General features: G+C 62.6%; 26 protein-coding genes and 1 tRNA gene. 15 read left to right on the top strand and 12 right to left on the bottom strand.

The annotated features are described in order from the left end of the window. Positions 1-313: 313 nt before the first annotated feature. The 5 genes from EOC94_RS02100 to EOC94_RS02080 form a co-directional block, all read right to left on the bottom strand. Positions 314-1,204, bottom strand: a complete 891-nt coding sequence (locus tag EOC94_RS02100) for a glutathione S-transferase family protein (protein WP_127288432.1) — start codon at positions 1,202-1,204, stop codon at positions 314-316. 27 nt (positions 1,205-1,231) lie between these two features. After that, entirely contained in the window at positions 1,232-1,813 is a 582-nt protein-coding gene (locus EOC94_RS02095) for a VOC family protein (protein WP_127288431.1), read from the bottom strand. 210 nt (positions 1,814-2,023) lie between these two features. Beyond that, positions 2,024-2,098, bottom strand: a tRNA-Glu gene (locus EOC94_RS02090). A gap of 90 nt (positions 2,099-2,188) precedes the next feature. Beyond that, positions 2,189-2,596, bottom strand: coding sequence for a VOC family protein (locus EOC94_RS02085; RefSeq protein WP_127288430.1), 408 nt, complete (start codon positions 2,594-2,596; stop codon positions 2,189-2,191). Then, positions 2,593-2,970, bottom strand: coding sequence for a fimbrial protein (locus EOC94_RS02080; RefSeq protein ID WP_127288429.1), 378 nt, complete (start codon positions 2,968-2,970; stop codon positions 2,593-2,595). Before EOC94_RS02080 ends, EOC94_RS02085 begins: the two co-directional genes overlap by 4 nt. Positions 2,971-2,996: 26 nt before the next feature. Between EOC94_RS02080 and EOC94_RS02075 the strand changes: the two genes are divergently transcribed. The 3 genes from EOC94_RS02075 to EOC94_RS02065 all read left to right on the top strand — a co-directional run bounded on the left by EOC94_RS02075 (position 2,997) and on the right by EOC94_RS02065 (position 5,961). After that, positions 2,997-4,067 carry an RluA family pseudouridine synthase gene (locus EOC94_RS02075; RefSeq protein ID WP_127288428.1) on the top strand — a complete coding sequence of 357 codons (1,071 nt, stop codon included), beginning with the start codon at positions 2,997-2,999 and terminating at the stop codon, positions 4,065-4,067. Between the two features lie 207 nt (positions 4,068-4,274). Further along, a complete protein-coding gene (rpoH, locus tag EOC94_RS02070) occupies positions 4,275-5,186 on the top strand; it encodes an RNA polymerase sigma factor RpoH (RefSeq protein WP_029348727.1) in 912 nt (303 codons plus the stop codon). A 265-nt stretch (positions 5,187-5,451) separates the two neighbouring features. After that, positions 5,452-5,961: a hypothetical protein gene (locus tag EOC94_RS02065; protein ID WP_127288427.1), complete on the top strand. Its 510-nt coding sequence runs from the start codon at positions 5,452-5,454 to the stop codon at positions 5,959-5,961. 33 nt (positions 5,962-5,994) lie between these two features. Here the strand turns inward: EOC94_RS02065 and EOC94_RS02060 are convergent, their stop codons facing one another. From EOC94_RS02060 to EOC94_RS02045, 4 genes are all read right to left on the bottom strand, one after another. After that, positions 5,995-6,867, bottom strand: coding sequence for an MBL fold metallo-hydrolase (locus EOC94_RS02060; RefSeq protein ID WP_127288426.1), 873 nt, complete (start codon positions 6,865-6,867; stop codon positions 5,995-5,997). Between the two features lie 151 nt (positions 6,868-7,018). Beyond that, positions 7,019-7,678: a peroxiredoxin gene (locus tag EOC94_RS02055; RefSeq protein ID WP_095487241.1), complete on the bottom strand. Its 660-nt coding sequence runs from the start codon at positions 7,676-7,678 to the stop codon at positions 7,019-7,021. 180 nt (positions 7,679-7,858) lie between these two features. Continuing rightward, entirely contained in the window at positions 7,859-8,224 is a 366-nt protein-coding gene (locus EOC94_RS02050; protein WP_095487243.1) for a cell division protein ZapA, read from the bottom strand. 11 nt (positions 8,225-8,235) lie between these two features. Then, on the bottom strand, positions 8,236-8,508 hold the full coding sequence (locus tag EOC94_RS02045) for a DUF4164 domain-containing protein (RefSeq protein WP_023797069.1): 273 nt from the start codon (positions 8,506-8,508) through the stop codon (positions 8,236-8,238). A gap of 272 nt (positions 8,509-8,780) precedes the next feature. Here EOC94_RS02045 and tkt point away from each other — a divergent pair, with 272 nt between their 5' ends. The 7 genes from tkt (at position 8,781) to EOC94_RS02005 (ending at position 18,412) form a co-directional block, all read left to right on the top strand. Then, entirely contained in the window at positions 8,781-10,772 is a 1,992-nt protein-coding gene (tkt, locus tag EOC94_RS02040) for a transketolase (RefSeq protein ID WP_127288425.1), read from the top strand. Positions 10,773-10,926: 154 nt separating this feature from the next. Next, a complete protein-coding gene (gene gap, locus EOC94_RS02035; RefSeq protein WP_095487247.1) occupies positions 10,927-11,937 on the top strand; it encodes a type I glyceraldehyde-3-phosphate dehydrogenase in 1,011 nt (336 codons plus the stop codon). A 416-nt stretch (positions 11,938-12,353) separates the two neighbouring features. After that, positions 12,354-14,243, top strand: coding sequence for a potassium/proton antiporter (locus EOC94_RS02025; RefSeq protein ID WP_095487249.1), 1,890 nt, complete (start codon positions 12,354-12,356; stop codon positions 14,241-14,243). A gap of 109 nt (positions 14,244-14,352) precedes the next feature. Further along, on the top strand, positions 14,353-15,549 hold the full coding sequence (locus tag EOC94_RS02020; protein WP_095487251.1) for a phosphoglycerate kinase: 1,197 nt from the start codon (positions 14,353-14,355) through the stop codon (positions 15,547-15,549). 129 nt (positions 15,550-15,678) lie between these two features. Then, a complete protein-coding gene (locus tag EOC94_RS02015; protein ID WP_127288424.1) occupies positions 15,679-16,704 on the top strand; it encodes a class I fructose-bisphosphate aldolase in 1,026 nt (341 codons plus the stop codon). Positions 16,705-16,841: 137 nt separating this feature from the next. Beyond that, positions 16,842-17,582 (top strand): thioredoxin family protein, encoded by a 741-nt coding sequence (locus EOC94_RS02010; RefSeq protein WP_127288423.1) that lies wholly within the window; start codon positions 16,842-16,844, stop codon positions 17,580-17,582. 98 nt (positions 17,583-17,680) lie between these two features. Then, positions 17,681-18,412: an SGNH/GDSL hydrolase family protein gene (locus EOC94_RS02005; protein ID WP_095487257.1), complete on the top strand. Its 732-nt coding sequence runs from the start codon at positions 17,681-17,683 to the stop codon at positions 18,410-18,412. A gap of 116 nt (positions 18,413-18,528) precedes the next feature. On the opposite strand, the gene EOC94_RS02000 is transcribed toward EOC94_RS02005, so the two are convergent. Both EOC94_RS02000 and EOC94_RS01995 read right to left on the bottom strand, forming a co-directional pair. After that, a complete protein-coding gene (locus EOC94_RS02000; RefSeq protein ID WP_023797063.1) occupies positions 18,529-18,690 on the bottom strand; it encodes a hypothetical protein in 162 nt (53 codons plus the stop codon). 66 nt (positions 18,691-18,756) lie between these two features. Then, positions 18,757-19,710: a ring-cleaving dioxygenase gene (locus tag EOC94_RS01995; RefSeq protein WP_126104592.1), complete on the bottom strand. Its 954-nt coding sequence runs from the start codon at positions 19,708-19,710 to the stop codon at positions 18,757-18,759. A 262-nt stretch (positions 19,711-19,972) separates the two neighbouring features. Between EOC94_RS01995 and EOC94_RS01990 the strand changes: the two genes are divergently transcribed. The 5 genes from EOC94_RS01990 (at position 19,973) to EOC94_RS01970 (ending at position 22,447) form a co-directional block, all read left to right on the top strand. Then, positions 19,973-20,137: a hypothetical protein gene (locus EOC94_RS01990; RefSeq protein ID WP_126104591.1), complete on the top strand. Its 165-nt coding sequence runs from the start codon at positions 19,973-19,975 to the stop codon at positions 20,135-20,137. Positions 20,138-20,214: 77 nt separating this feature from the next. Beyond that, positions 20,215-20,817, top strand: a complete 603-nt coding sequence (locus tag EOC94_RS01985; RefSeq protein WP_127288422.1) for a DJ-1/PfpI family protein — start codon at positions 20,215-20,217, stop codon at positions 20,815-20,817. A 53-nt stretch (positions 20,818-20,870) separates the two neighbouring features. Continuing rightward, positions 20,871-21,236: a VOC family protein gene (locus EOC94_RS01980; RefSeq protein ID WP_126104589.1), complete on the top strand. Its 366-nt coding sequence runs from the start codon at positions 20,871-20,873 to the stop codon at positions 21,234-21,236. Positions 21,237-21,243: 7 nt separating this feature from the next. Next, positions 21,244-21,654 (top strand): hypothetical protein, encoded by a 411-nt coding sequence (locus EOC94_RS01975; protein ID WP_095487265.1) that lies wholly within the window; start codon positions 21,244-21,246, stop codon positions 21,652-21,654. A 73-nt stretch (positions 21,655-21,727) separates the two neighbouring features. Continuing rightward, positions 21,728-22,447, top strand: coding sequence for a YafY family protein (locus EOC94_RS01970; protein ID WP_095487267.1), 720 nt, complete (start codon positions 21,728-21,730; stop codon positions 22,445-22,447). A 176-nt stretch (positions 22,448-22,623) separates the two neighbouring features. Here EOC94_RS01970 and EOC94_RS01965 read toward each other — a convergent pair whose 3' ends face one another. Further along, a complete protein-coding gene (locus tag EOC94_RS01965; RefSeq protein ID WP_127288421.1) occupies positions 22,624-23,319 on the bottom strand; it encodes a DUF1013 domain-containing protein in 696 nt (231 codons plus the stop codon). Between the last annotated feature and the right edge of the window lie 63 nt (positions 23,320-23,382).

The following is a 23,382-nucleotide window of genomic DNA, read 5'->3' as shown; positions in this document are numbered from 1 at the left end:
CGGCGTCATCGTGTCGGCTGGAGGTGGCGGCAATTGGCCAGCGGTCGTCGCCTGCGTTCCTCCTGATTGAGTTTGGTCACACGCCGCCAGGGCAGCAAGCGCCAAACCGAACGCGGCGAATAAAGGTAGTTTGCGGGTCATGTACAGTCCCTTCCATGGACGCCACCCGCGCGGCCCCATCATCGGGACCCATGCCCCCAGGTCAACCGTCGCTTCTTCGTCGACGCTTCAAACATTCTTACGTCCAGTAAAAGGCAGGGCTTTCGACCTCTGTTTTAGGTCGGCTTAGGAAGCAACCGTTAGAGCGAAAGCCTCACGCCTCGGCCTGTGACTTCACATAGGCGATATAGCCGCGCACGTCGCTGGCCGGCTCCGCGTAGGCCTTGCCGAGCTTCTTCTCGATCGCCGCCATATATTCCTTTGCCCATTGGGGCAGCGCGTAGTCGATGACGGCGAGGAATTCGAGCGTCGCCGCCAGGCGGATGTCGGCGATCGATGGGTTCTTGCCGCCGATGAACGGCTTGCCGTTCCTGAAGAAGGAGTGAAAGACCTCCAGCGGCTCGGCAATTGCGGCCGCCGCGGCCTTCTGGGCCTCCGATTTCCTGTCGGGGTGGGCGTCGCTGTGGCCGACCTCGCCGGCATATTGCGGGAAGTTCAGCGCAGGATAGGTGGCGCGCGCCACATAGGGGTAGAGCGTGCCGATCAGGTAGAACATGGCGCTGTCGATCATTGCCCGCTTGGCCGGCGCCTTCGGATATAGTTTCTCCAGCCCATGCTTGTTGGCGAGATACTGCATGATGGCGCAGCTTTCCCACAAGACGCCTCTCGGCAGGCCCTTGTCCTCGATCATCGGCGTCAAATGGGCTGGGTTTCGCGCCATGTATTCAGGCGAGCGCGTGTGGCCCCATACGTCGGTCTCGGAATGATCGAGCCCGGCCGCCCGCGCAAACACCCGAACGCTCATATTATTGACGCTCGGCTTCAGCATGCTGAGCGTCAGTCCGGGCTTCTTCGCTGATTTCGCTACGGCCATCCGCGCGGACCTCGCGGATGCCTTGGCTGCAGGTTTTGCGGCGGCTTTCGTTGCCGACTTGGCGGAAGCTTTCGACGCCTTCGCTGCAGGCTTTGTTGCGGCCTTGGCAGCTGGTTTCGTAGCGGCCTTGGCGGCCGGCTTCTTCGCACTCTTCGTTGTCGTCTTTGCCATTGAGTTCCTCCCTCGGGGTTGCTGTCGTCAGTATGGATTTTTCGGTGTCCGGTCGTCCGACAAGGTTGCGCGGGAGCGCTCGACCAGCGCCTGGATCGCGTCGGCGAGATGCACTTCGGCTATTGCGTAGTCGCCGCGCCCAACGCGGATTTTGTGCGCCTGCATCAGAACGTCGGCGTGGGTGAAGCCCGCCGGCGGCTCGAAACGGTAGGAGGCGAGCTCGATCAGCAGGCCGAGCGGATCCTCGAAATAGATCGAATCCATAAAACCGCGATCCTTGACGCCGCTATGCTTGATGGCGCGCTCGTCGAGCCGGGCGACCGCCTGCAGAAAGGTAACGCGCGACACCGCAAACGCGATGTGATGGACGCAGCCCGGATCGGTCGGCGTGCGCCGTTTCTCCGGCGTGCGGCTCTCGTCGGTGAAGATGGTGATCAGCCGGCCATCGCCCGGATCGAAATAGAGGTGGCTTTCGCTGGCCTTGTCGAGGTTGGGCTGCTCGAAGATGAAAGGCATGCCAAGCACGCCTTCCCAGAAGTCGATGGAGGTCTGGCGCCCGGCGCCGACCAGGGTGATGTGATGGACACCCTGCGATTGCAGTTTCTGCATTGGCCCTCTCCCTAGATCTTCTCGTTCCCGACGAGCGTCGATCTATTCGCTGCGCGACAGATTCGTCCCGGCGGCGTTCTGCGCACCGTCCTGGACCCTTGGCCCTTCGGTTACATGAAGCGATGCTAATTCAATTGAGGGCGCCGCACCAGAAGCGACGGCTCCGGCTTTGACCGACGGCGATACCCGTGTACGCAAATTTGAAATCCTTGGTACGCCCAAGGGGAATCGAACCCCTGTTCCCGCCGTGAGAGGGCGGTGTCCTGACCGCTAGACGATGGGCGCGTTCAAGAACCGGCGATATAGGCTGACGGCTGGGAAAAAGCAACTGGCCTTCGGACAGTCTCTAGTGCCGGGAAAATATCCGTTGCAGGCTTACCGTTTTGGCTGGATCAAGTCCCAGAGATTTCCGTGGAGATCGGCGAAAACCGCTACAGTGCCATAGGCCTCGTGTCGGGGCGCCTCACGGAATTCGACGCCCTTTTCGAGCATCAGCGCGTGGTCGCGGGCAAAGTCGTCGGTTTCGAGGAACAGAAAGACCCGGCCGCCGGTCTGGTTGCCGATGCAGCTTGCTTGCAAGTCGCCCGACGCTTCTGCCAGAAGCAGCCGCGCGCCGTGTCGGTCTGCCGGCGCCACCGTGACCCAGCGCTTGCCGCCGCCAAGATCAACGTCTTCGGTGAGTACAAAGTCCAGCTTGCCGACATACCAGGCGATCGCCTCGTCATAGTTTCTGACCACGAGTGCGACCGTGGCGACGCGGCGATTTTCGGCGAAACCAGTCATTTGTTGCGGATCGAAAAGCGACCGATGATGCGGCGCTCAGTAATGTCGTAGACAAAAATGGCGCGGCTGCCGTCGGCAAGTTCCGCATCGATGGAGATGCGATTGCCGGAGAGCGACTGGCTGATGACCTTGGCGCCGACCGGCAGCACGATGTCGCCGGTCAGCGGCTCGCCTGATGGCACCTGGATATCGCCGGCCAGCGGCGGGCTGGCCGGCGGCGCGGTGCGCGTTTTGTAGACAAGGGCTGCAATCACCACCATAAGGGCGAGGAACAGTAGGCCGAGATTGATGGCGACGAAGCGGACGAGCTTCTTGCGCACCTTTTCGACTTCGGGGTCGAGCGGCTTTTCCTCGTCTTCATCGGCAACAGCCATGGCAAAACATTCCGGAATGATTTTCGATGAGCGCTCATAACGAAGAGGCCCCCATATTGATAGAGGACGGATTGATGGAGGGCGGATCGCCAAACGGGGGATCGACCGTGCTGGAAGCGGGTCCCGATGCGGCCGGCCAGCGCCTCGACCAATGGCTGGCGGGCAAGCTCGGTCCGGACATGTCGCGCAGCCGGGTACAGATGCTGATCAGGCAGGGCGCGGTCAAGGTTGGCGGCCAGCCGGTCAACGAGACGAAGCGCAAGATGGCGGCCGGTGACCGCGTGTCGGTCGACATGCCGGAGCCGGAGCCGGCGGAGCCGCAAGGCGAGAACATCCCGCTCGACGTTCTCTACGAAGACAACGAATTGATCGTCATCAACAAGCCGCCGGGGCTGGTCGTCCATCCCGGCGCCGGCAACTGGACCGGCACGCTGGTCAACGCGCTGATCCACCATTGCGGCGACAGTCTTTCCGGCATCGGCGGTGTGCGGCGGCCGGGCATCGTCCACCGCCTGGACAAAGAGACCAGCGGTGTCATGGTCGTGGCCAAGACCGACCGCGCCCACAAGTCACTGTCGGAGGCCTTTGCCGACCATGGCCTGACCGGCGATCTCAAGCGCGCCTATCTGGCGCTGGTCTGGGGCATACCGATGAGACCGACAGGCACGGTCAACGAGCCGCTTGGCCGCGCCGCCGACCGCGTGCGCCGTGCCGTGGTGCCGGAGGGCCGCGACGATGCCCGCCACGCAATCACCCATTTCACCGTGATCGAGCGCTTTGGCGAGCAGCAAAAGGAATTTGCCACGGCAAGCCTGGTCGAATGCCGGCTCGAGACCGGTCGCACCCATCAGATCCGTGTCCACATGGCCCATATCGGTCATCCGGTCGTCGGCGATCCCGATTACGGCCAAGCCTTTCGCACCAAGGCGAACCGGCTGCCCGAGCCGCTGAAAGGCTGGGTGAAGGCATTTCCGCGACAGGCATTGCATGCCCGCCTCCTTGAATTTCGGCATCCGACTACCCATCTGACGATGAGGTTCGAGGCGCCGGTACCGAGGGATATGGAGGCACTCGTCGACGGCTTTCGCAAACTCTGAACCGCCATCCATCATTCAAAACCTGATCGGCAAAAACCTGACCGGCGTTGTTCACTTTGGCGTGACACACTGTTTCGTGTTGAACCAAAGCTGTCCTTTCTGGTTTTGTTCCTATATACATCCGTCGTCGCGAACGAGCCTTTTGGCGTTCGCGACATATGCCCGCCGCGTTTCGGGGGCACCACTCCAAGAGAGAGGGGCGCTATCATGGCCCAGTCATTACCCAGTATCGTTTCCGGCGAAGGCGGCCTCAGCCGCTACCTGGAAGAAATCCGTCGCTTTCCGATGCTTCAGCCGCAGGAAGAGTACATGCTCGCCAAGCGTTACGCTGAGCATGAGGATACCACGGCTGCGCACAAGCTCGTCACCAGCCACCTTCGGCTCGTCGCCAAGATCGCCATGGGCTATCGCGGCTACGGGCTGCCGATCGGCGAGGTGATCTCGGAAGGCAATGTCGGCCTGATGCAGGCCGTCAAGAAATTCGAACCGGAGCGCGGCTTCCGGCTCGCCACCTACGCCATGTGGTGGATCAAGGCCTCGATCCAGGAATACATCCTGCGCTCGTGGAGCCTGGTCAAGATGGGAACGACCGCCAATCAGAAGCGCCTGTTCTTCAACCTGCGCAAGGTGAAGGGCAAGATCCAGGCGCTCGACGACGGCGATTTGAAGCCCGACCAGATCACCGAGATCGCCACCCGCCTCAACGTGTCCGAAGCGGAGGTGGTGTCGATGAACCGCCGCCTGTCGGGCGATGCCTCGCTCAACGCACCGATCCGGGCGAGCGAAGGTGAATCGGGTGAATGGCAGGACTGGCTGGTCGACGACCACGAAAGCCAGGAAGAGGCGCTGATCGAGCAGGACGAGCTGGAAAACCGGCGCGGCATGCTGTCCGGCGCTCTTGCCGTGCTCAACGAGCGCGAGCGGCGCATCTTCGAGGCGCGCCGCTTGGCCGAGGAGCCGCTGACGCTGGAAGAGCTGTCGGCCGAGTTCGACATCAGCCGCGAGCGCGTGCGCCAGATCGAGGTGCGCGCCTTCGAAAAGGTGCAGGACGCGGTCAAGGCCGCAGCCAAGCGCCAGATGCAGGCCCTGCGCACCATCGAGGCGCAGCCGGCGGCGTAAAGCTTCCGACGAAAACAAATAACGGCGGCGTCAGGTAACTGGCGCCGCCGTTTTTTTATGGGTCCTCCGACTGCCGGGAGCCGCGCCTTCGCGAACGCCGATCCGTCGCCATAAATCGCTCAATCATCGGTGTGATCAGCCTGGCCGGCCCGGCAACTCGCCATCGCATTCGCAAACGATCGCATTCATAGCGGCAATATAGCAATTTTCCCCAAGCCCTGGAAACCGCAACGCTGCAAGTTGTGAGACCAAAGGCAATATGACGATGACGATTTCTCAGTTTCTCACCGCTCTCGGAGCCGAAGGTCCCCCAGCCGACCGAGCGAAAGACATGGCCCTGTATGGATGGCTGATTGGAAGCTGGGAAATGGACACGGTCCACTACCTCGACGACGGCACAATCCAGAAATGGAATGGAGAATGTCATTTTGGCTGGGTGCTTGAAGGCCGCGCGATTCAGGACGTTTGGATCAGGCCCAAGCGCCCTGCGCCGTCCACGATGTATGGCACGACTTTGCGCATCTTCGATCCTGGGATCTATGGCTGGCATATCATATGGAACGACCCGCTCAACCGAGATCACTCGCGCCAGATCGGGCGGGCCGAAGGTAAGGACATTGTCCAGCTCGGCAATGACTCGCGCGGTCTGAAAACTCGATGGCGTTTCATAGAGATCACTGCCAACAGCTTCCATTGGATCGGCGAGGAAAGATCTTCCGAGAGCGACCCTTGGAAAATCACGTATGAACATTTAGCCCGCCGAACAAAACCCTGAAGCTAGACTAGCTGGCGTCTGCGCCGCCTCTCATCACAAGCAGTCGAGCGGAAATTTCAAATACCGGCGGCCGTTGGATTCCGGTTCCGGCAAGCGTCCACCATTCATGTTGACCTGCAGCGCATGCAGGATCAGCCTGGGCATCGGCAGCGTCATGTCGCGCGCCTCGCGCAACGCCACGAAATCGGCCTCTGTCCTGCAGGCGGCAACATGGGTGTTCTTGGATTTCTGTTCCGCGACCGTGCTCTCCCACAGGGGTTCGCGCCCTTCCGCCTGGTAGTCATGACCGACGAAAAGACGTGTCTGGTCCGGTAGCGCGAGGATGTCCTGGATCGAGCGCCAGAGTCGCGCGGCACTGCCGCCGGGAAAGTCCGCTCTCGCCGTGCCGCTGTCCGGCATGAACAGCGTATCGTGGATGAAAGCGGCGTCGCCGATCACATAGGTGATCGATGCCAGCGTGTGGCCCGGCGAAAAAAGCACCTTTGCCGGAATGCCGCCGACCGAAAAGGTCTCGCCATCCGCAAACAGCCTGTTCCACTGGAATCCGTCGGCAGGAAAATCCGGCCAGTTGTAGATCACCTTCCACAATTTCTGGACGTCGATGATCTTCTCGCCAATCGCCGTCGGCGCTCCGGTCTTCGCGCTGAGATAGTGCGCCGCCGAGAAATGGTCGGCATGCGGGTGGGTGTCGAGGATCCATTCGACGACCAGCCGTTGATCTCTAATGAAGTCGAGCAGGGCGTCGGCATTCTTCGTCGCCGTGGCGCCGGACTTCTCGTCGAAATCCAGGACCGGATCGATGATTGCGCATCGTCGCGTCTGCGGGTCGGCGACGACATACTGGATGGACCCGCTCGGCTTGTCGTAAAAGCCTGCCACCTGCAGCTTGGCCGATGTCGCGTCCAATCCCGGCTCCCTCAACTCCTACCCGGCAGGAATGGTTTTCCCTGCCGGGGCAAAAGAAAAGCATGGTCATTCGCCAGCGCCACGCCGTCAAGCACCGCATGCTCGTGCAGGCGAGAAAACCGAAAAATCTCCTGTGCCGCCTCTGCCCTGCTCAGGCAGCGGGCTGCTTGGTCTTCCGGAGATACGGCAGGATCGTCTCGTAGGCGCCGAAACGCTTGATCGCATCCTCGTTGGAAACGGCGGCGGTGATGATGACGTCCTCGCCCTGCTTCCAGTTCGCCGGCGTCGCCACCTGGTGCTTGGCGGTCAGCTGCATGGAATCGATGGCGCGCAGGATCTCATCGAAGTTGCGGCCGGTGGTCATCGGGTAGGTGAGCACCAGCTTGATCTTCTTGTCGGGGCCGATGACATAGACCGAGCGCACCGTGGCATTGTCGGCGGGCGTGCGCCCTTCCGAGGTTTCGCCGGCACCGGCCGGCAGCATCTCGTAAAGCTTGGCGACCTTGAGATCCCTGTCGCCGATCAGCGGATAGTTCACCGAATGGCCGGTCGCCGTCTTGATGTCGTCCTGCCATTTGGCGTGGTTTTCGACCGGATCGACGGAAATGCCGATGATCTTGACGTTGCGCTTCTTGAACTCGCCTTCCAGCCCGGCCATCGTGCCGAGCTCGGTCGTGCAGACCGGCGTGAAATTCTTCGGATGGCTGAAGAGCACCGCCCAGCCGTCACCGATCCATTCGTGGAAGCTGATCGTCCCTTGCGTGGTTTCGGCCGTGAAATCCGGCGCGATATCGTTGATACGAAGGCTCATGACGTGTCCCTACCCTGTGATTGCAGAATCGCAGATTGCAGCCGGCACCGCCGGCGCTGCTTTGCCTTTCTACCACTCCGGTGTCATCCTTCAAACGCCTGTTGCCACCGGCATTGCGGCCGGCGGCGAAAAATTTTCATTGCTCCTCGGCAATGCAGCAGCAATTTCCGCTGCGCTGGCTCAGGCCTTGTTCACCGCCAGCGTCGTGGCCAGATCTTCCATGCGCTGGGCTAGCGCGCCAAGCGCATTGGTCAGCACGGAATCGTTCTTATCGGCCTTGGTCAGCGCGTCGTCACGCGTCTTGCGCAGCGTCAGCACTTCGCTTTCCATGCCCTTGACGCGTTTTTGCAGTTCCGAAAGCTCGTCCATAACCATGATGCCGGCCATCACGGTCAGCCGCTGGTCGCCGATCTCGCCGAAAGAATCCTTCAGATGCGAGACATAGCGGTCGAAGCGCTCGGCAAGGTCGATCAGATGCTCTTCCTGGCCCTCGTCGCAAGCCATGCGATACTGCTTGCCGTCGATGGAAACCGTGACTTGTGCCATTGGGCCAGCCCCTATCTGTCCAACACGGCGCGGATGGTTTCCATGGCGGTCACCAGCCGACGCGACACTTCCTTGTTGGCGTCTTCCAGTCGTTCGGCGCGCGCTTCGGAATTGTCGAGTTCCTGCGCCAGCCGCGAGCGGTCGGCGTTCATGCGCTGCACCTCCGCCTCGGCTTCCGTATAGTCGCGCTCGTGCTCGAGCTTGGCCGCGACGGCATTTTCCAGCCCCTCGATGGCCTTACCCAGCCTCGCGATGACTTCCTTGAGTGTCGTTTCCCCGGTCATGGCTTTCGTCCTGCGCCCTGCCCATCACCGAATCATCCACGTTCAGAACGCGTTATGTCTGAAACATTACGCGCCGTGTGAAGCCGACGTCAATAAAGGTCTCGCGACTGTCCCCTGCTAACGCTAATGTAGGGCCTCCAAGACCCTTCTGGCGCCATCACAAGACCGGCAAAAGCGCGCCGGTTTATTGACTAAAAAGCCGCGCCTGCTATGTGTCGCGCACCCCTTTCCAGGGCTCTCCCAAGGCCCCAAACCCCCACACTGGAGGAAGCATGACCTCGCGTGAACAACATGACCGGATGGCCAATGCAATCCGTTTTCTTTCCATGGACGCTGTCGAGAAGGCCCAATCCGGCCATCCCGGCCTGCCCATGGGCTGCGCCGACATTGCCACGGTGCTGTTCACGCGTTTCCTGAAATTCGACGCCAAGGCTCCACACTGGGCCGACCGCGACCGTTTTATCCTGTCGGCCGGTCATGGATCGATGCTGCTCTATTCACTGCTCTACCTGACCGGCAACGAGGACATCACCCTCGACCAGATCAAGCATTTCCGCCAGTTGGGATCGAGGACGGCAGGCCATCCCGAATACGGCCATGCCGCCGGCATCGAGACGACGACCGGCCCGCTCGGCCAGGGGCTTGCCAATTCGGTCGGCTTCGCACTCGGCGAGCGCATCATGAATGCCGCCTTCGGCAATGACCTTGTCGACCATTACACCTATGTGCTGGCCGGCGACGGCTGCCTGATGGAAGGCGTTTCGCAGGAGGCCATCGCACTTGCCGGACATCTCAAGCTGAACAAGCTGATCGTCTTTTGGGACAACAACAACATCTCGATCGATGGCCCGGTGTCGCTGGCCGACAACACCGATCAGGTCGCCCGCTTCCAGGCGTCCGGCTGGAACGCCAGCCACATCGACGGCCAGGATCCAGAAGCGATCGCCTATGCCATCGAGGCGGCCCGCCATTCCGACAAGCCGACGATGATCGCCTGCAAGACCACGATCGGCTTCGGCGCGCCGACCAAGGCCGGCACCAACAAGGCGCACGGTTCGCCGCTCGGCGCTGATGAAATCGCCGGGGCGAGGAAATTCTTCGGCTGGGATTCGGCGCCGTTCGATGTCCCTGCCGACATCCTCGATGCCTGGCGCGACGCCGGCAAGACGGGTGTCAAGGCACGCACCGACTGGGAAGGCCGCCTCGCCAAAGCCGATGCCAATTTGCGCAGCGAATTCGAGCGCCGCATCAGCGGCACGCTGCCGGCGAATTTCGACGCCGTCATCACCGACTACAAGAAGAAGCTCGCCACGGACAAGCCAAAGGTCGCCACCCGCAAATCGTCGGAAATGGCGCTCGAGATCATCAACGGCGCGGTGCCGGAAACCATCGGCGGCTCGGCCGACCTGACTGGCTCCAACAACACCAAGACCAGTCAGACCAAAAACATCACATCAGACGATTACGGCCAGCGCTACGTCCACTACGGCATTCGCGAGCACGGCATGGCGGCCGCGCTCAACGGACTGACGCTGCATGGCGGCCTCATCGCCTATGGCGGCACCTTCATGTGCTTTTCCGACTACGCCCGTCCTGCGATGCGGCTTGCGTCGCTGATGGGCATCCGCTCGATCTTCGTCATGACCCATGATTCCATCGGTCTCGGCGAAGACGGCCCGACCCATCAACCGGTCGAGCATCTGGCCGCACTGCGCGCCATTCCGAACCACAATGTCTTCCGCCCAGCCGACGCGGTCGAGACCGCCGAATGCTGGCAATTGGCCATTGAGCAGGAAAAGACGCCTTCAACGTTGGCGCTGACCCGGCAGAACCTGCCGACGGTGCGCAACGACTTCGTTGCGGAAAACCTCAGCCGCCAGGGCGCCTATGAGCTGGCCGCCGCCAATGGCGATGCGGCGGTGACGATCTTCTCTTCGGGCTCCGAGGTCGAAATCGCGCTGGCGGCGCGCGAGGCGCTGGAAAAGCACGGCCATCCGACCCGCGTCGTCTCGGTCCCCTGCTTCGAATTGTTCGACAAGCAGAGCGCCGACTATCGCAAGAAGACGATCGGCAACGCGCCGATCAAGATCGCCATCGAAGCCGGCATCCGCCAGGGCTGGGATCATTTCATCGGCACCGACGGCATCTTCATCGGCATGACCGGCTTCGGCGCCTCTGGCACGATCGAACAGCTCTATCCGCATTTCGGCATCACCGCCGAAGCGACGGTGAAGGCGGCGGAAGCCCGCCTGCACGGCGAATAAAGCTTGGCGCCCGCGAAAACGCGCGTAGCGGTTTTGCGGGCAGCCTCAGTTTGGTGGACTTAAATCCAACCCATCGACGGCTGGATTCTTTGGCAGCCCGCCGTTATGAAGCTGCGGACTTGATCTTCGGCCTCCAACTCCCAGGGAGAAAAAAATGACCGTCAGAGTTGCCATCAACGGATTCGGCCGCATCGGCCGCAACATCCTGCGCGCCATCCACGAATCCGGCCGCAAGGACATCGATGTGGTTGCCGTCAACGACCTCGGCCCGGTCGAGACCAATGCGCATCTGCTGCGCTTCGACAGCGTGCACGGCCGCTTCCCGCACGAAGTGACGGTTGACGGGGACCAGATCACTGTTGGCACGGAGAAGTTCAAGGTCACCGCGATCAAAGATCCGACGCAGCTGCCTTGGAGGGAGCTCGGCATCGACATTGCGCTCGAATGCACCGGCATCTTCACCGCCCGCGACAAGGCAGCGGCGCATTTGACCGCCGGCGCCAAGCGGGTCCTGGTCTCGGCGCCTGCGGAAGGCGCCGACCTCACCGTCGTCTATGGCATCAACCATGACAAGCTGACCAAGGACCACATCGTCATCTCCAACGCCTCCTGCACCACCAACTGCCTGGCGCCGTTGGCAGCCGTGCTGCATGAGGCCGTCGGCATCGAGAAGGGCATGATGACGACGATCCACTCCTACACCGGCGACCAGCCGACGCTGGACACCATGCATAAGGATCTCTACCGCGCCCGCGCCGCGGCCCTGTCGCAGATCCCGACCTCGACCGGTGCGGCCAAGGCGATCGGCCTCGTGCTGCCCGACCTCAAGGGCAAGCTCGACGGCATCTCCATTCGCGTGCCAACCCCGAACGTCTCGGTTGTCGATTTCAAGTTCATCGCCAAGCGGCCAACGACCGTGCAGGAGATCAACGAGGCGGTGATCGCCGCCTCCAAGGGCAAGCTGAAGGGCATTCTCGCCGTCACCCATCACCCGAACGTGTCGATCGACTTCAACCACGATCCGCATTCCTCGATCATGGCGCTCGACCAGACCAAGGTCATGGACGGCAACTTCGTTTCGGTGCTGTCCTGGTATGACAATGAATGGGGTTTTTCCAACCGCATGGCCGACACAGCCGTTGCATTCGGCAAGACCATCGCCTGATCACAGGACCATCTTCTCGCGACTTGGAAACGCCCGGCTCTCTCCGGGCGTTTTTCATTGGAGCGCCGCGTTCTTGTGTCGGCAGATCGCACGTCTTGGAGATTGGCCTGACGGCCATCGCGCTTCGTCATCCTGGGGCGGAGCAAGGAGCGAAGCGACGCGGCGCAGACCCCAGGATCCATGCCGTGCCGTTGGAGCGTTGCGGCCGTGCAGAATTCTGTTCCGCCGCATTCCGGCTGATGTCACGGCATGGATCCCAGGGTCTGCGCGACGCCGCTTCGCGGCTGCTTCGCCCTAGGATGACGAAGTTGGGCGGGATAGGGCAAAAAACCACCCTCCCGCCTTGCACCGGTCATGTCTTCGCCTCACTCTCCCGTAAAGCGAGAGGTACACGAAATTGAGGGGGCGGTTTTCGGATGGAGCATGCGATCTATCTCGTGACGCTGGTTGGCACCGCACTTGTCGTTGCAGCCGCGTTTTCGAGCCTGATCGCCTTCCGCTTCGGCGCTCCTCTCTTGCTGTTGTTCCTCTGCATCGGCTTGGCCACGGGCACCGACGGCCTCGGCATCCAGTTCGACAATGCGCGGCTGGCTTATTTTGCCGGCTCACTGGCGCTGGCGGTGATCCTGTTCGATTCTGGTTTCGGCACGCCGCTCAATGTCTTGCGGCAGGCGGCCGGACCGGCGCTGTCGCTGGCAACGATCGGCGTCCTTGTGACCACTGGCCTGTTCGGCGTCGTCGCCTACTACCTGCTCGATCTCAGCTGGCTGGAATCCTTCCTGCTCGGTGCCGCAGTTGCCTCGACCGACGCAGCAGCGGTGTTCTTCCTGTTGCGCGCCGGCGAGATCAATTTGCGCGAGCGCGTGCGTTCCACGCTCGAGGTGGAATCCGGCACCAATGACCCGATCGCCATCTTCCTGACCATCACCCTGGTCGAAATCATCGCCGTCAACGCCAATCTCGAGGCCGGGGTGCTGGCTACCGACCTCGTCCTCGGTTTCCTTCTCAACATGGGGCTTGGCGCTATCGTCGGCATTTTCGGCGGCCTTGCCATCGTGCGCCTCGTCGACCGGCTCAATCTCGACCACGGGCTGCTGCCGATCTTCGTGCTGACACTGTCGCTGATGGTGTTCGCCGCCGCGGGCGCCATTGGCGGCTCCGGCTTTCTGGCGGTCTATCTCGCCGGCCTCATTGCCGGCAATTCCGACATCCGCGCCGTCACCATCCTCAAGCGCTTCCAGGACGGCATGTCGTGGCTGGCACAGATCATCATGTTCCTGATCCTCGGCCTGTTCGCGACGCCCTCGCAATTTCCGGCGATCCTGCTGCCGGCGGTGCTGCTAGGCCTGTTCCTGATCTTCGTGGCGCGGCCAATCGCCGTCTGGCTTTGCCTGATGCCGTTCCGTCTGCCGCGCCCGGAAGTCGCCTTCATCTCATGGGTGGGCCTGCGTGGCGCGGTGTCGATCCTGCTCGCCATCACGCCGCTGCTTGGCGGCCTTGAGAACGGCCGCCTCATCTTCAACACCGCCTTCATCGTCGTGCTGGTGTCGCTGGTCATCCAGGGATGGACTGTCGGACCGCTGGCGCGCCGCCTCGGCCTGATCGTGCCGGCCCGCCTGGGGCCACTGGACAAGGTCGAGCTCGAATTGCCCGGCTCCGCCCATCACGAGCTTCTCGCCTATCGCGTAGCACCTGGCAGCCCAGTGGCGCGCGGTGAGCGCATTCCGCGCTGGGCGCGGCCGTCGCTTGTGCTGCGCGACGGGCGCTCGATGCGCTTCCAGGACATGGGCAGGCTCGCCGCCGGCGACCATGTCTACATCTTCGTGCCGGATCGCTATCCAGCCCTGCTCGACAAGCTGTTCGCCAGCCGCGCCGTGGTCGATCCCGAGGATGCGGACTTCTTCGGCGCCTTCGCCGTCGATCCGGCGCGCTCCGCCGCGGAACTGGAAGCGGCCTACGCGCCGGGCCTGACCGAGGAGGAACGCAAGCTGACTGTCGGCGACCTGGTGACGGAGCGGCTCGGCGGCCATGCCGAATATGCCGACCGCGTGCTGATTGGCCCGATCGAGCTGATCGTCCGCGACGTCGACGACAAAGGCAAGATCACCGGCCTCGGTCTTTCCCTCGAGCCGACCGCGCCGGTGGCACGGGTGCCGGTGTTCCTGAGTGCCGGGGAAATCGCTGACCGCATCGTTGCCTTTGCGCGCAATTGGCGCAAGCGGGTCAAAAAGCAGAGTGCCGAGGCGCTGGCGGACGCGGAACCGGCTCCACAGCCGATGGTGGAAAAGGCAACCGACGAGGGCTGACTGCTCCCGACACGGGCCTAGGTCATATTTTCCGCGTAGCACCATTGCAGGTCTTGCATCGTCGTTGTTGCGGGTTAAGGTCCCGGCGATTTTCGCGAAAGGGAACAGCATGGCCGGCTTCAAGACACTGGACGACATCGGCAATATCGATGGTAAGCGCGTGCTGGTGCGCGTCGACCTCAACGTTCCCGTCGCCGACGGCAAGGTCACCGACGCCACCCGTATCGAGCGCATCGCGCCGACCATCGCCGAGCTTTCCGGCAAGGGCGCTAAGGTCATCCTGCTTGCCCATTTCGGCCGACCAAAGGACGGACCGTCGCCTGAATTCTCGCTTGAGCCGATCGCCACGGCGACCGCGGAGGTGTTCGGCCGCCCTGTCGGCTTCGCATCCGACTGCATCGGCGACAAGGCCGCGAGCGCCGTCGCCGCCATGGGCAACGGCGACGTGCTGCTGCTCGAAAACACCCGCTTCTACAAGGCCGAGGAGAAGAACGACCCGGCCTTCACCGAAAAGCTCGCCGCCAATGGCGACATCTTCGTCAACGACGCCTTTTCCGCCGCCCACCGCGCCCATTCGTCGACGGAAGGGCTTGCGCACCTGCTCCCGGCTTTCGCCGGGCGCACCATGCAGGCCGAGCTCGACGCGCTGGAAAAGGGCCTCGGCAATCCCGTCCGCCCTGTCGTTGCCATTGTCGGCGGCGCCAAGGTCTCGAGCAAGATCGACCTCCTGATGAACCTGGTAAGGAAGGTCGACGCGCTGGTCATCGGCGGCGGCATGGCCAACACCTTCCTGGCCGCGCGCGGCACCGATGTCGGAAAATCGCTGTGCGAGCATGATCTCGCCAACACCGCCAAGCAGATCATGATCGAGGCGGCCGAAGCCGGCTGCGCCATCATCCTGCCGGTCGACGGTGTCGTCGCCAAGGAATTCAAGGCGGGAGCCGCCAGCGAAACCGTCGCAATATCAGAGGTGCCGGCCGACGGCATGATCCTCGATGTCGGCGAAAAAACCGTGAAGACCATTGCCGACTGGATCGATCGCGCCGCGACGCTGGTCTGGAACGGTCCGCTTGGCGCCTTCGAGATCGAGCCGTTCGACCACGCGACGGTGGCGGCAGCCAAGCACGCCGCGGCCCGCACCAAGGCCGGCAAATTGATCTCGGTGGCCGGCGGCGGCGACACGGTGGCCGCACTCAACCACGCCGGCGTCGCCGACGACTTCACCTACGTCTCGACCGCCGGCGGCGCCTTCCTGGAGTGGATGGAAGGCAAGCCGCTGCCCGGCGTCGATGTGCTGAAGCGCTGAGGCGAGAAAGCAAACGGGGCGTTTGCGCGTTTCAATCGATTCGAGCTTTCCGCTTGGAATGGTTCGACTTGAACCTGCCTTGCTCTAGTGGTCTGCTAGGCTGGAACAATCGTTTCAGGAGGATGCATCATGAGCGAACGTCTCGAAGACATTGCCGCCGCGATGGTGGCCGACGGCAAGGGTCTTTTGGCCGCCGACGAAAGCTCCGGCACCATCAAGAAGCGCTTCGACGTGATCGGCGTCGAATCGACCGCCGACAGCCGCCGCGACTATCGCGAGATGATGTTCCGCGCCAAGGAGGCGATGACCAGATACATTTCCGGCGTCATCCTCTATGACGAGACCATCCACCAGAAGGCCGCCGATGGCACGCCGCTTGTCGACATCATCAAGGCGACCGGCGCCATCCCAGGCATCAAGGTCGATGCCGGCGCCAAGCCTCTGGCCGGCTACCCCGGCGACACGATCACCGAAGGCCTCGACGGCCTGCGTGAGCGGCTCGCCGACTATTACAAACTTGGCGCCCGTTTCGCCAAATGGCGTGCAGTGATCGACATCGACGCCGCGAAAGGCGTGCCTTCCGCCACGTCGATCGGCTCGAACGCGCATGCGCTCGCCCGCTATGCGGCGCTTTGCCAGGAGGCCGGCATCGTGCCGATCGTCGAGCCGGAGGTGCTGATGGACGGCGCCCATGACATCGGCACCTGCTACGAGATCAGCAAGGCAACGCTGACGAAGCTCTACACCGAGCTCTACGCAGCCCGCGTCTTCCTCGAAGGCACCATCCTGAAGCCGAACATGGTTCTCGCCGGAAAGAAGTCGGGCAAGGTGAGCAGCCCCGAGGAAGTCGCCGAAAAGACCATAAAACTGTTCCGCGAAACGGTGCCGGCCGCAATTGGGGGCATCGCCTTTCTCTCCGGCGGACAATCGGACGAGGAGGCGACCGCCAACCTCAATGCCATCAATGCCATCGGCCCGCATCCGTGGAAATTGACCTTCTCCTACGGCCGCGCCTTGCAGGCGGCGCCACAGAAGGCGTGGAGCGGCAAGTCGGCAAACGTCGCCGCTGCCCAGGCCGCCTTCGCCCACCGCGCCCACATGAACCATCTGGCCGCGCTTGGAAAATGGCAGCCGGAACTGGAACAGGCCGCCTGACCGGTTTTTTCTGCCTTCATCCGGACCCGGGTCATGTGCCCGGGTTCCATGTGCTCTGAAATCGCTCCAAAAATGCGAGGACCGTGTCGGCTTGCGTTGAGCCCAAACGTCCTTGGGTCTCAAAGAGGAGCAGACCCATGCCAAACAACAAGATCGTTTCACGGGAAGACTGGTTCCAGGCGCACAAGGCGCATCTGGCCCGCGAGAAGGAATTGACGCGATTTCGCGACCGCATCGCTGCCGAACGGCGGGAATTGCCTTGGTTGAAGGTCCGGAAGGACTATGTCTTCGAGACCGAACAGGGCCCGAAGAAACTGGCCGAACTATTCGCCGGCGCAAGCCAGCTGATCGTCTACCACTTCATGTTCGGGCCGGGCGCCGATTACCGTTGCGAAGGGTGTTCCTTCCTTGCCGACCACATCGACGGCGCCAACCAGCACCTCAAGCACCACGATGTGTCGCTTGTCGTGATCTCGCGGGCGCCGTTGGCTGAATTTCTGCCCTACAAACAGCGCATGGGCTGGAAATTCGACTGGGTGTCGTCCTACGCCTCGGATTTCAACTTCGACATGCAGGTTTCCTTCACCGACAAGCAGATCGCATCAGGCGACACGACCTACAATTTCGAGCAGCGCGCGCGCAAATCAAAAGACCTTCCCGGCGTCAGCGTGTTCTACAGGGATGACAACGGTGACATCTTCCTGACCTTCATGTCGCGCTCCAGGGGCGGCGATCCGCTGATCGGCGCTTATCATTATCTCGACCTGACGCCGAAGGGCCGCAACGAGACCGGCCCCTACCACAGCCTGATGGACTGGGTGCGGCTGCACGATGAATATGCAGACCGGCCCGAGATGCCGGACGCCTGTTGCCATTGACGACGGGCCGTCGACGCAAGGTCTTTCGCCTTTAGCCCGATATGCGCTAAGTGCTGCTCGCTATGCCCTTTAACGGACTTGCCCATTAACGGTTTGCGATGCAGCGCTTTCTTGCCCTCCTCACCTGGCTCGCCTTTCCGGTCTATGTCTGGCAGGGGCTCGGCGTGCGCCGCCGCACCACCCGCATGCTGCCGGCGCAGGGTCCGGTCATGCACGAGATATCAGGCCAGGCGCCGGCGGTCTCGCTTCTGATGCTTGGCGATTCTTCCGCCGCTTCGGTCGGCATCGGCAATTCCGAGTATGGGCTGGCCGCGCAACTGGCTGATCTGATCTCGAAACGCACTGGCCGTGCGGTGCGCTGGCGGGCAGCCGGCTTCAACTCGGCGACCTCAGGCCAGATCCGCGACCATGTGCTGCCCAATCTGTCGGCCGATCCTTGGACGCATATCGTGCTCGCCATCGGCACCAATGACACCAAGAACTTCCACTCGGTGCCGCGTTTCAAGAGCGATTTTGGCGGCCTGCTCTACGCGCTGCGCGCCAAATGGCCGGAGGCGCGCGTGGTGTGGTCGCCGGTGCTCGAATTCACCCGGGCACCGGCAATGCCGCCGCTGCTCGGAAAGATCCTGGAAATCCGCGCCGCCGAGATGAACCGGATGGGCGAGCGCCTTTGCCTCGAACGCGGCGCGGTGCCGGCGCCGCGCCTGCCGATCACCGATGCCGAAGCCGGCTTTGCGTCCGACGGATTTCATGCCTCGGAAGCCGGCTACCGGGCCTGGGCGGAACATCTCGTCGGCTTGGTGCTCGCCAACGAACCACGCGTCGCGTAGCGGGCCGCCGGCCCTAATGCATGTCGCGCAAAAGTGTGCAGCGGTTTTGCGATAACGACATGCATAAAACAACAACCTAAAGCGCGTCGCGTGAGGTCGGTCGAACGCGACGCGCTTTAGGTCCAATGCCCCAGCGCCGCTGTGATCGAAATCGCCGCCATCGCCAGCACCGCCAGTTTCCAGAAATCGCTGCGCCGCTTCAGCCCCGGCCAGCCGAGCGGCTTGATCAGCTGGATGACCATCATGGCGACGATGACGAGCGCGAGGAGTTTCGACATGCCGCCTTTGACCAGCATCACAAGCGGCTGTCAAAGCGCTCCTTTCGCTCGCTCGCGATAGAGTTGCTATGCCAGCGGCTTGAGGCCGGCCTCGATCGCAGCCCGGTTCGGTTCGAGGAACGGCGGCAAGGCCAGCCTTTCGCCCAGCGTTTCCAGCGGCTCGTCGGCGGTGAACCCGGGGCCGTCGGTGGCAATCTCGAACAATATGCCGTTCGGCTCGCGGAAATAGAGCGAGCGGAAGTAGTATCGTTCGACCTCACCGCTTGACGGCAGACGGAACTCGGCCAGCCGCGCCGTCCATTGATGCAAGGTCTCCTGGTCGGGCGCCCTGAACGCGACGTGGTGGACCGCCCCGGCGCCTTGACGTGCCGGCGCAAGACCCGGCTGCACCGCGACATGAAGCTCCGCCGCCGGCCCGCCTGCTCCCATTTCGAAGACATGAACCAGACCCTCGCCATCTGGCGACGCATAATCACGCGCCTTGCGCATGTTCATCACCCGGGTCAGCACGGCCTCGGTGTTGGTGATGTCGGGAACGCTGATGACGATAGGCCCGAGCCCGCGTATCTGGTGCTCGACTGGGACTGGGCTTTGAGACCAGGGATGGCTGTCGCCCTTGCCGCCATCGCTGACGAGGCGCAGGCGCTGGCCCTCTGGATCTTCGAAATCCAGCGACGGATAGCCGCCGATGTCGCCGATCTCTCCCGTCGCGACGGCCTCGCCGGCCAGGCGATCCTTCCACCAGGCAAGACTTTCGGGGCTGGCGACCCTCAGGCTCGTCCGCACGATGCTGTTGGTGCCGCGCCGTTCGCGTCCGACCGGCCAGTCGAAGAAGGTGATGTCAGTGCCAGGCGTCGCCTCTGCATCGGCATAGAAGAGGTGATAGGCTGACGTGTCGTCCTGATTGACCGTCTTCTTGACCAGCCGCAGCCCCAAAGTGCCGGTGTAGAAACGAAGGTTTCCCGGCGCATTGGCCGTGATTGCGGTCAGATGGTGAATTCCTGTCAGTTGCAGGCTCATGGTCATCTCCCTGATCTCCGAGGAATTTTCTCCCTCAATATCAGAACGCCGGCCCTATCGCTGCTGCGAATTCCAACCGTCCGTCGTTGAAAGCTAAACGACTCAACCCCGGCAGAGCGACAAAAAAGCCTGCTTCTCTCGTGCAGGCGGGATCGGAACCGGCAAAACCTGGCACGCTCGCCAAAGACCGCTCAGCCTCCTGACAGACTGCTGTCAGGAGGGGTGTGCGATAGTGTCTCCATCGAAAGAGAGGAGACCAGCCATGAACGGTTTTACCATTCTGCACAGCGTGCAGCGCTATGTCGGCAAGATCCGGACGATGCGCAACGAGATCCGCACCCGGCGTTTCATGAATGGCTTGCCGCAGAGCATCCGCAAGGACATCGGTTGGCCGGATAATTACGAAGGCCGCCACGGTCGCGGGTGATTTTTCGCGGCAGCGGCTGGATGCGGACGCCAAGGCGCCCAGATATAGATCCGGCGGGCCGAAGGACGGAGCAGGAAATGTCCGAACAGAAAACCATCGGCGTCGTTTTCATCGATCGCTTCGCCGACTGGGAATACGGCCTGCTGGCGGCTTCGGCGGTCGAATGGTTCGGCGCACGCGCGGTGTCGCTGACGCCGAACGGCAAGCCGGTGACCTCGGCCAGCGGATTTATGCTGACGCCCGATCGCTCCACCGAGGTTGATGAAAACACCGATCTCGACGCCGTCACGGTCATCGGCTCCGACCTATGGGTCGATGCACCGCCTGATATCTCCGGACTGCTGACGGCAATTGCGGCACGCGGCGGCGTGATCGGCGGCATCTGCGCCGGCACATTGGCGTTGGCGCGTGCCGGCCTGTTCGACAAGGCCAAACACACCAGCAATGGTCGTGACTGGATCAATGAAAAGGAACCGGCTTACCCCGGCGCCCAGAACTATCAGGACGTGCCCTATGCCGTCGCCGACGGCCGCATCGTGTCCGCGCCGGGTTCGGCTCCCGGCACCTTCGCTCTTGCCTATTTGAAGACGCTCTATCCCCAGAGAACAAGCGACCTCGCGCAGATGCGCACGCTGTTCGCCAGGGAGTATGCCGAAGGGGAACATGCTGAAGTCTCCTGACAGTATGGTGTCAGGAGCGGCGTGCAATAGTGCGACAGTATCAGGAGACTGACATGGCCTTCATCCCTGCAAAAGCCTCGGCATGGTTCGAGATCCCCGTCACCGACATGGATCGGGCGCGCGCCTTTTATGGATCGGTGCTTCAGAACGATCTCGCTCTGGAGGAGAGCGGCCCGAACCCACTGGCCATGTTCGCCACGCAGGACCGAATGGCATCCGGTCACGTCTACCCCGGAAAACCCGCGGCACCGGGAACCGGCCCGACCATCCATCTGTCGGTTGCCGCACCGATCGAAGATGCCATGGAACGGGTGAGGCAGAACGGCGGCCAGGTCGTCTCGCCGGCGATCTCCATTCCGGCCGGCACATTCGCCTATTGCCTCGACCCGGACGGCAACAGCTTTGGGCTCTTCGTCTAGGTGCCGCATGGCAAAAAGCTGGAACGACAGGCTGAACGCACCGGGCATCAACGGTATCAAGCCGACGCCGCGCACTGTTGGCGACGTCGTCGAGGGCCAGCCGATGCTGGTGCCGACGGCACGGCAGGTCGATGATTTCATCCGCTCCATCCCCAAGGGCGTGGACATGGACGTCCGTGCATTGCGCACCGCGCTCGCCATCGAGCACGGTGCCGAAGTGACATGTCCGGTCACTATCGGCTATCATCTGCGCACTGTCGCCGAGGCCGCCAACGAGGATTTGGAACGCGGCATGCCGCTGAGCGACATCGCGCCGTTCTGGCGGGTGCTGGATGCAAAGACGCCGACAACAGGGAAATTGTCCTTCGGCGCGGCATTCGTCGCCGCGCAGCGCAAGCGCGAAGGGCTCGAACCATAATGCATGTCGCCCAAAAGTGGGAACCGGTTTTGGGACCACGACATGCATAGAAACAACACCGAGGGACCATACGATGCGCCGCGCCGACAGGCTCTTCCAGATCGTGCAGCATCTGCGCGGTGGCCGTTTGGTCACCGCCCAGAAGCTGGGCACGTGGCTCGAGGTTTCCGAGCGGACCATCTACCGCGACATCGCCGACCTGCAATCGACTGGTGTGCCGATCGACGGCGAGGCCGGCGTCGGCTACATGATGAGGGAGGGTTTCGACCTTCCGCCGCTGATGTTCACGCGTGATGAGATCGTCGCGCTGGTCGCCGGCGCCCGCATGGTGCGCGCGTTTGGCGGCGCTGCCATGGCGCGGGCCGCCGACGAGGCGCTGGTCAAGATCGGCGCCGTGCTGCCCGACGCCGAGAAGGACCGCATCGCCCGCACCGAGATCCACACGCCGATGTGGGTGGTGAGCGACGCCGCCCGCGAGGCAATCGACCTGATCGAGCGCGCGGTGGAAAAACGCCAGGTGCTGACCATCGACTATTCCGACGAGGCCGGCCGCAGCACCGCGCGCGACATCAGGCCGCTAGGCCTATGGTTCTGGGGCAAGGTGTGGACGCTGGTCGCATGGTGCGAGATGCGCGACGATTTCCGCGCTTTCCGTATCGATCGCATCGCTTCGGTGGTCATAGCCGGCCGCGTCTTCAAGCCGGAGCGCGGCAAGCAGCTCGCAGATTTCTATCGTGCGGTTGAGCGCAGCGAGGATTACGGCATGGCACCGGACCGAGCCGCGCGAACTTAGGCGCGGCGCCTTTCCTTCTCCCCTTGTGGGAGAAGGTGGATTGGCGCGCAGCGCCAAGACGGATGAGGGGTGTTGGAAGAAACTCCAACGCCGCGATCCGTCCAGCACCCCTCATCCGACCGAGCTTCGCTCGGCCACCTTCTCCCACAAAGGGGAGAAGGAAAGGGCGCCGTTCCTCAAGCCTCGTCGTCGGTATCCTCGTCCTTCGACTTCAGCGCCGAAAGCTTGGCGAAGACGGCGTTGGCGTCGAGTTCTGCATCCTCGTCCTTTGGCTTCTCCGGCGCCGGCACCAGCCGCTCGGTCAATGCCGCCGGCAGCAGCGTGTCGCCGGCTGGCTGTGCCTGCTCGCGGCCACGCGAGGCGCGGTTGACTTCCATGTCGAGGTCGATCTGCGAGGCGAGACCCAGCGTCACCGGATCCATCGGCTGCAGATTGGCCGAGTTCCAGTGCTTCCTGTCACGAATTTGGTCGATCGTCGACTTGGTGGTACCGACGAGGCGCGCGATCTGCGCGTCCTTCAACTCGGGATGGTTGCGCACCAGCCAGAGGATGGCGTTGGGCCGGTCCTGGCGCTTCGACAGTGGCGTGTAGCGCGGACCCTTGCGCTTGGATTCCGGCACCCGCACCTTGGGGTCGGACAGCTTCAGCCGATGGTTCGCATCCTTCTCAGCGCGTGCGATCTCGTCGCGGGTCAGCTGGCCAGTCATGATCGGGTCCATGCCCTTGATGCCTTGCGCCGATTCGCCATCGGCGATCGCCTTGACCTCGAGCGGATGCAGCGAGCAGAACTGCGCGATCTGCTCGAAGGACAGCGCGGTATTGTCGACCAGCCAGACGGCGGTCGCCTTGGGCATCAGCAGCGTATTGGCCATTGCAAAATATCCTTCTCGTTCGCCCGCGTTCCCGCGCGGGCGGTGGTTTTAGAGCCACCAAAA

Origin of the sequence: Mesorhizobium sp. M6A.T.Ce.TU.016.01.1.1, from assembly GCF_003997065.1 — a bacterium.
GTDB lineage: Bacteria > Pseudomonadota > Alphaproteobacteria > Rhizobiales > Rhizobiaceae > Mesorhizobium > Mesorhizobium mediterraneum.
The sequence above is the reverse complement of the archived record's forward strand: the minus strand, read 5'-3'. Positions and strand labels throughout refer to the sequence as shown.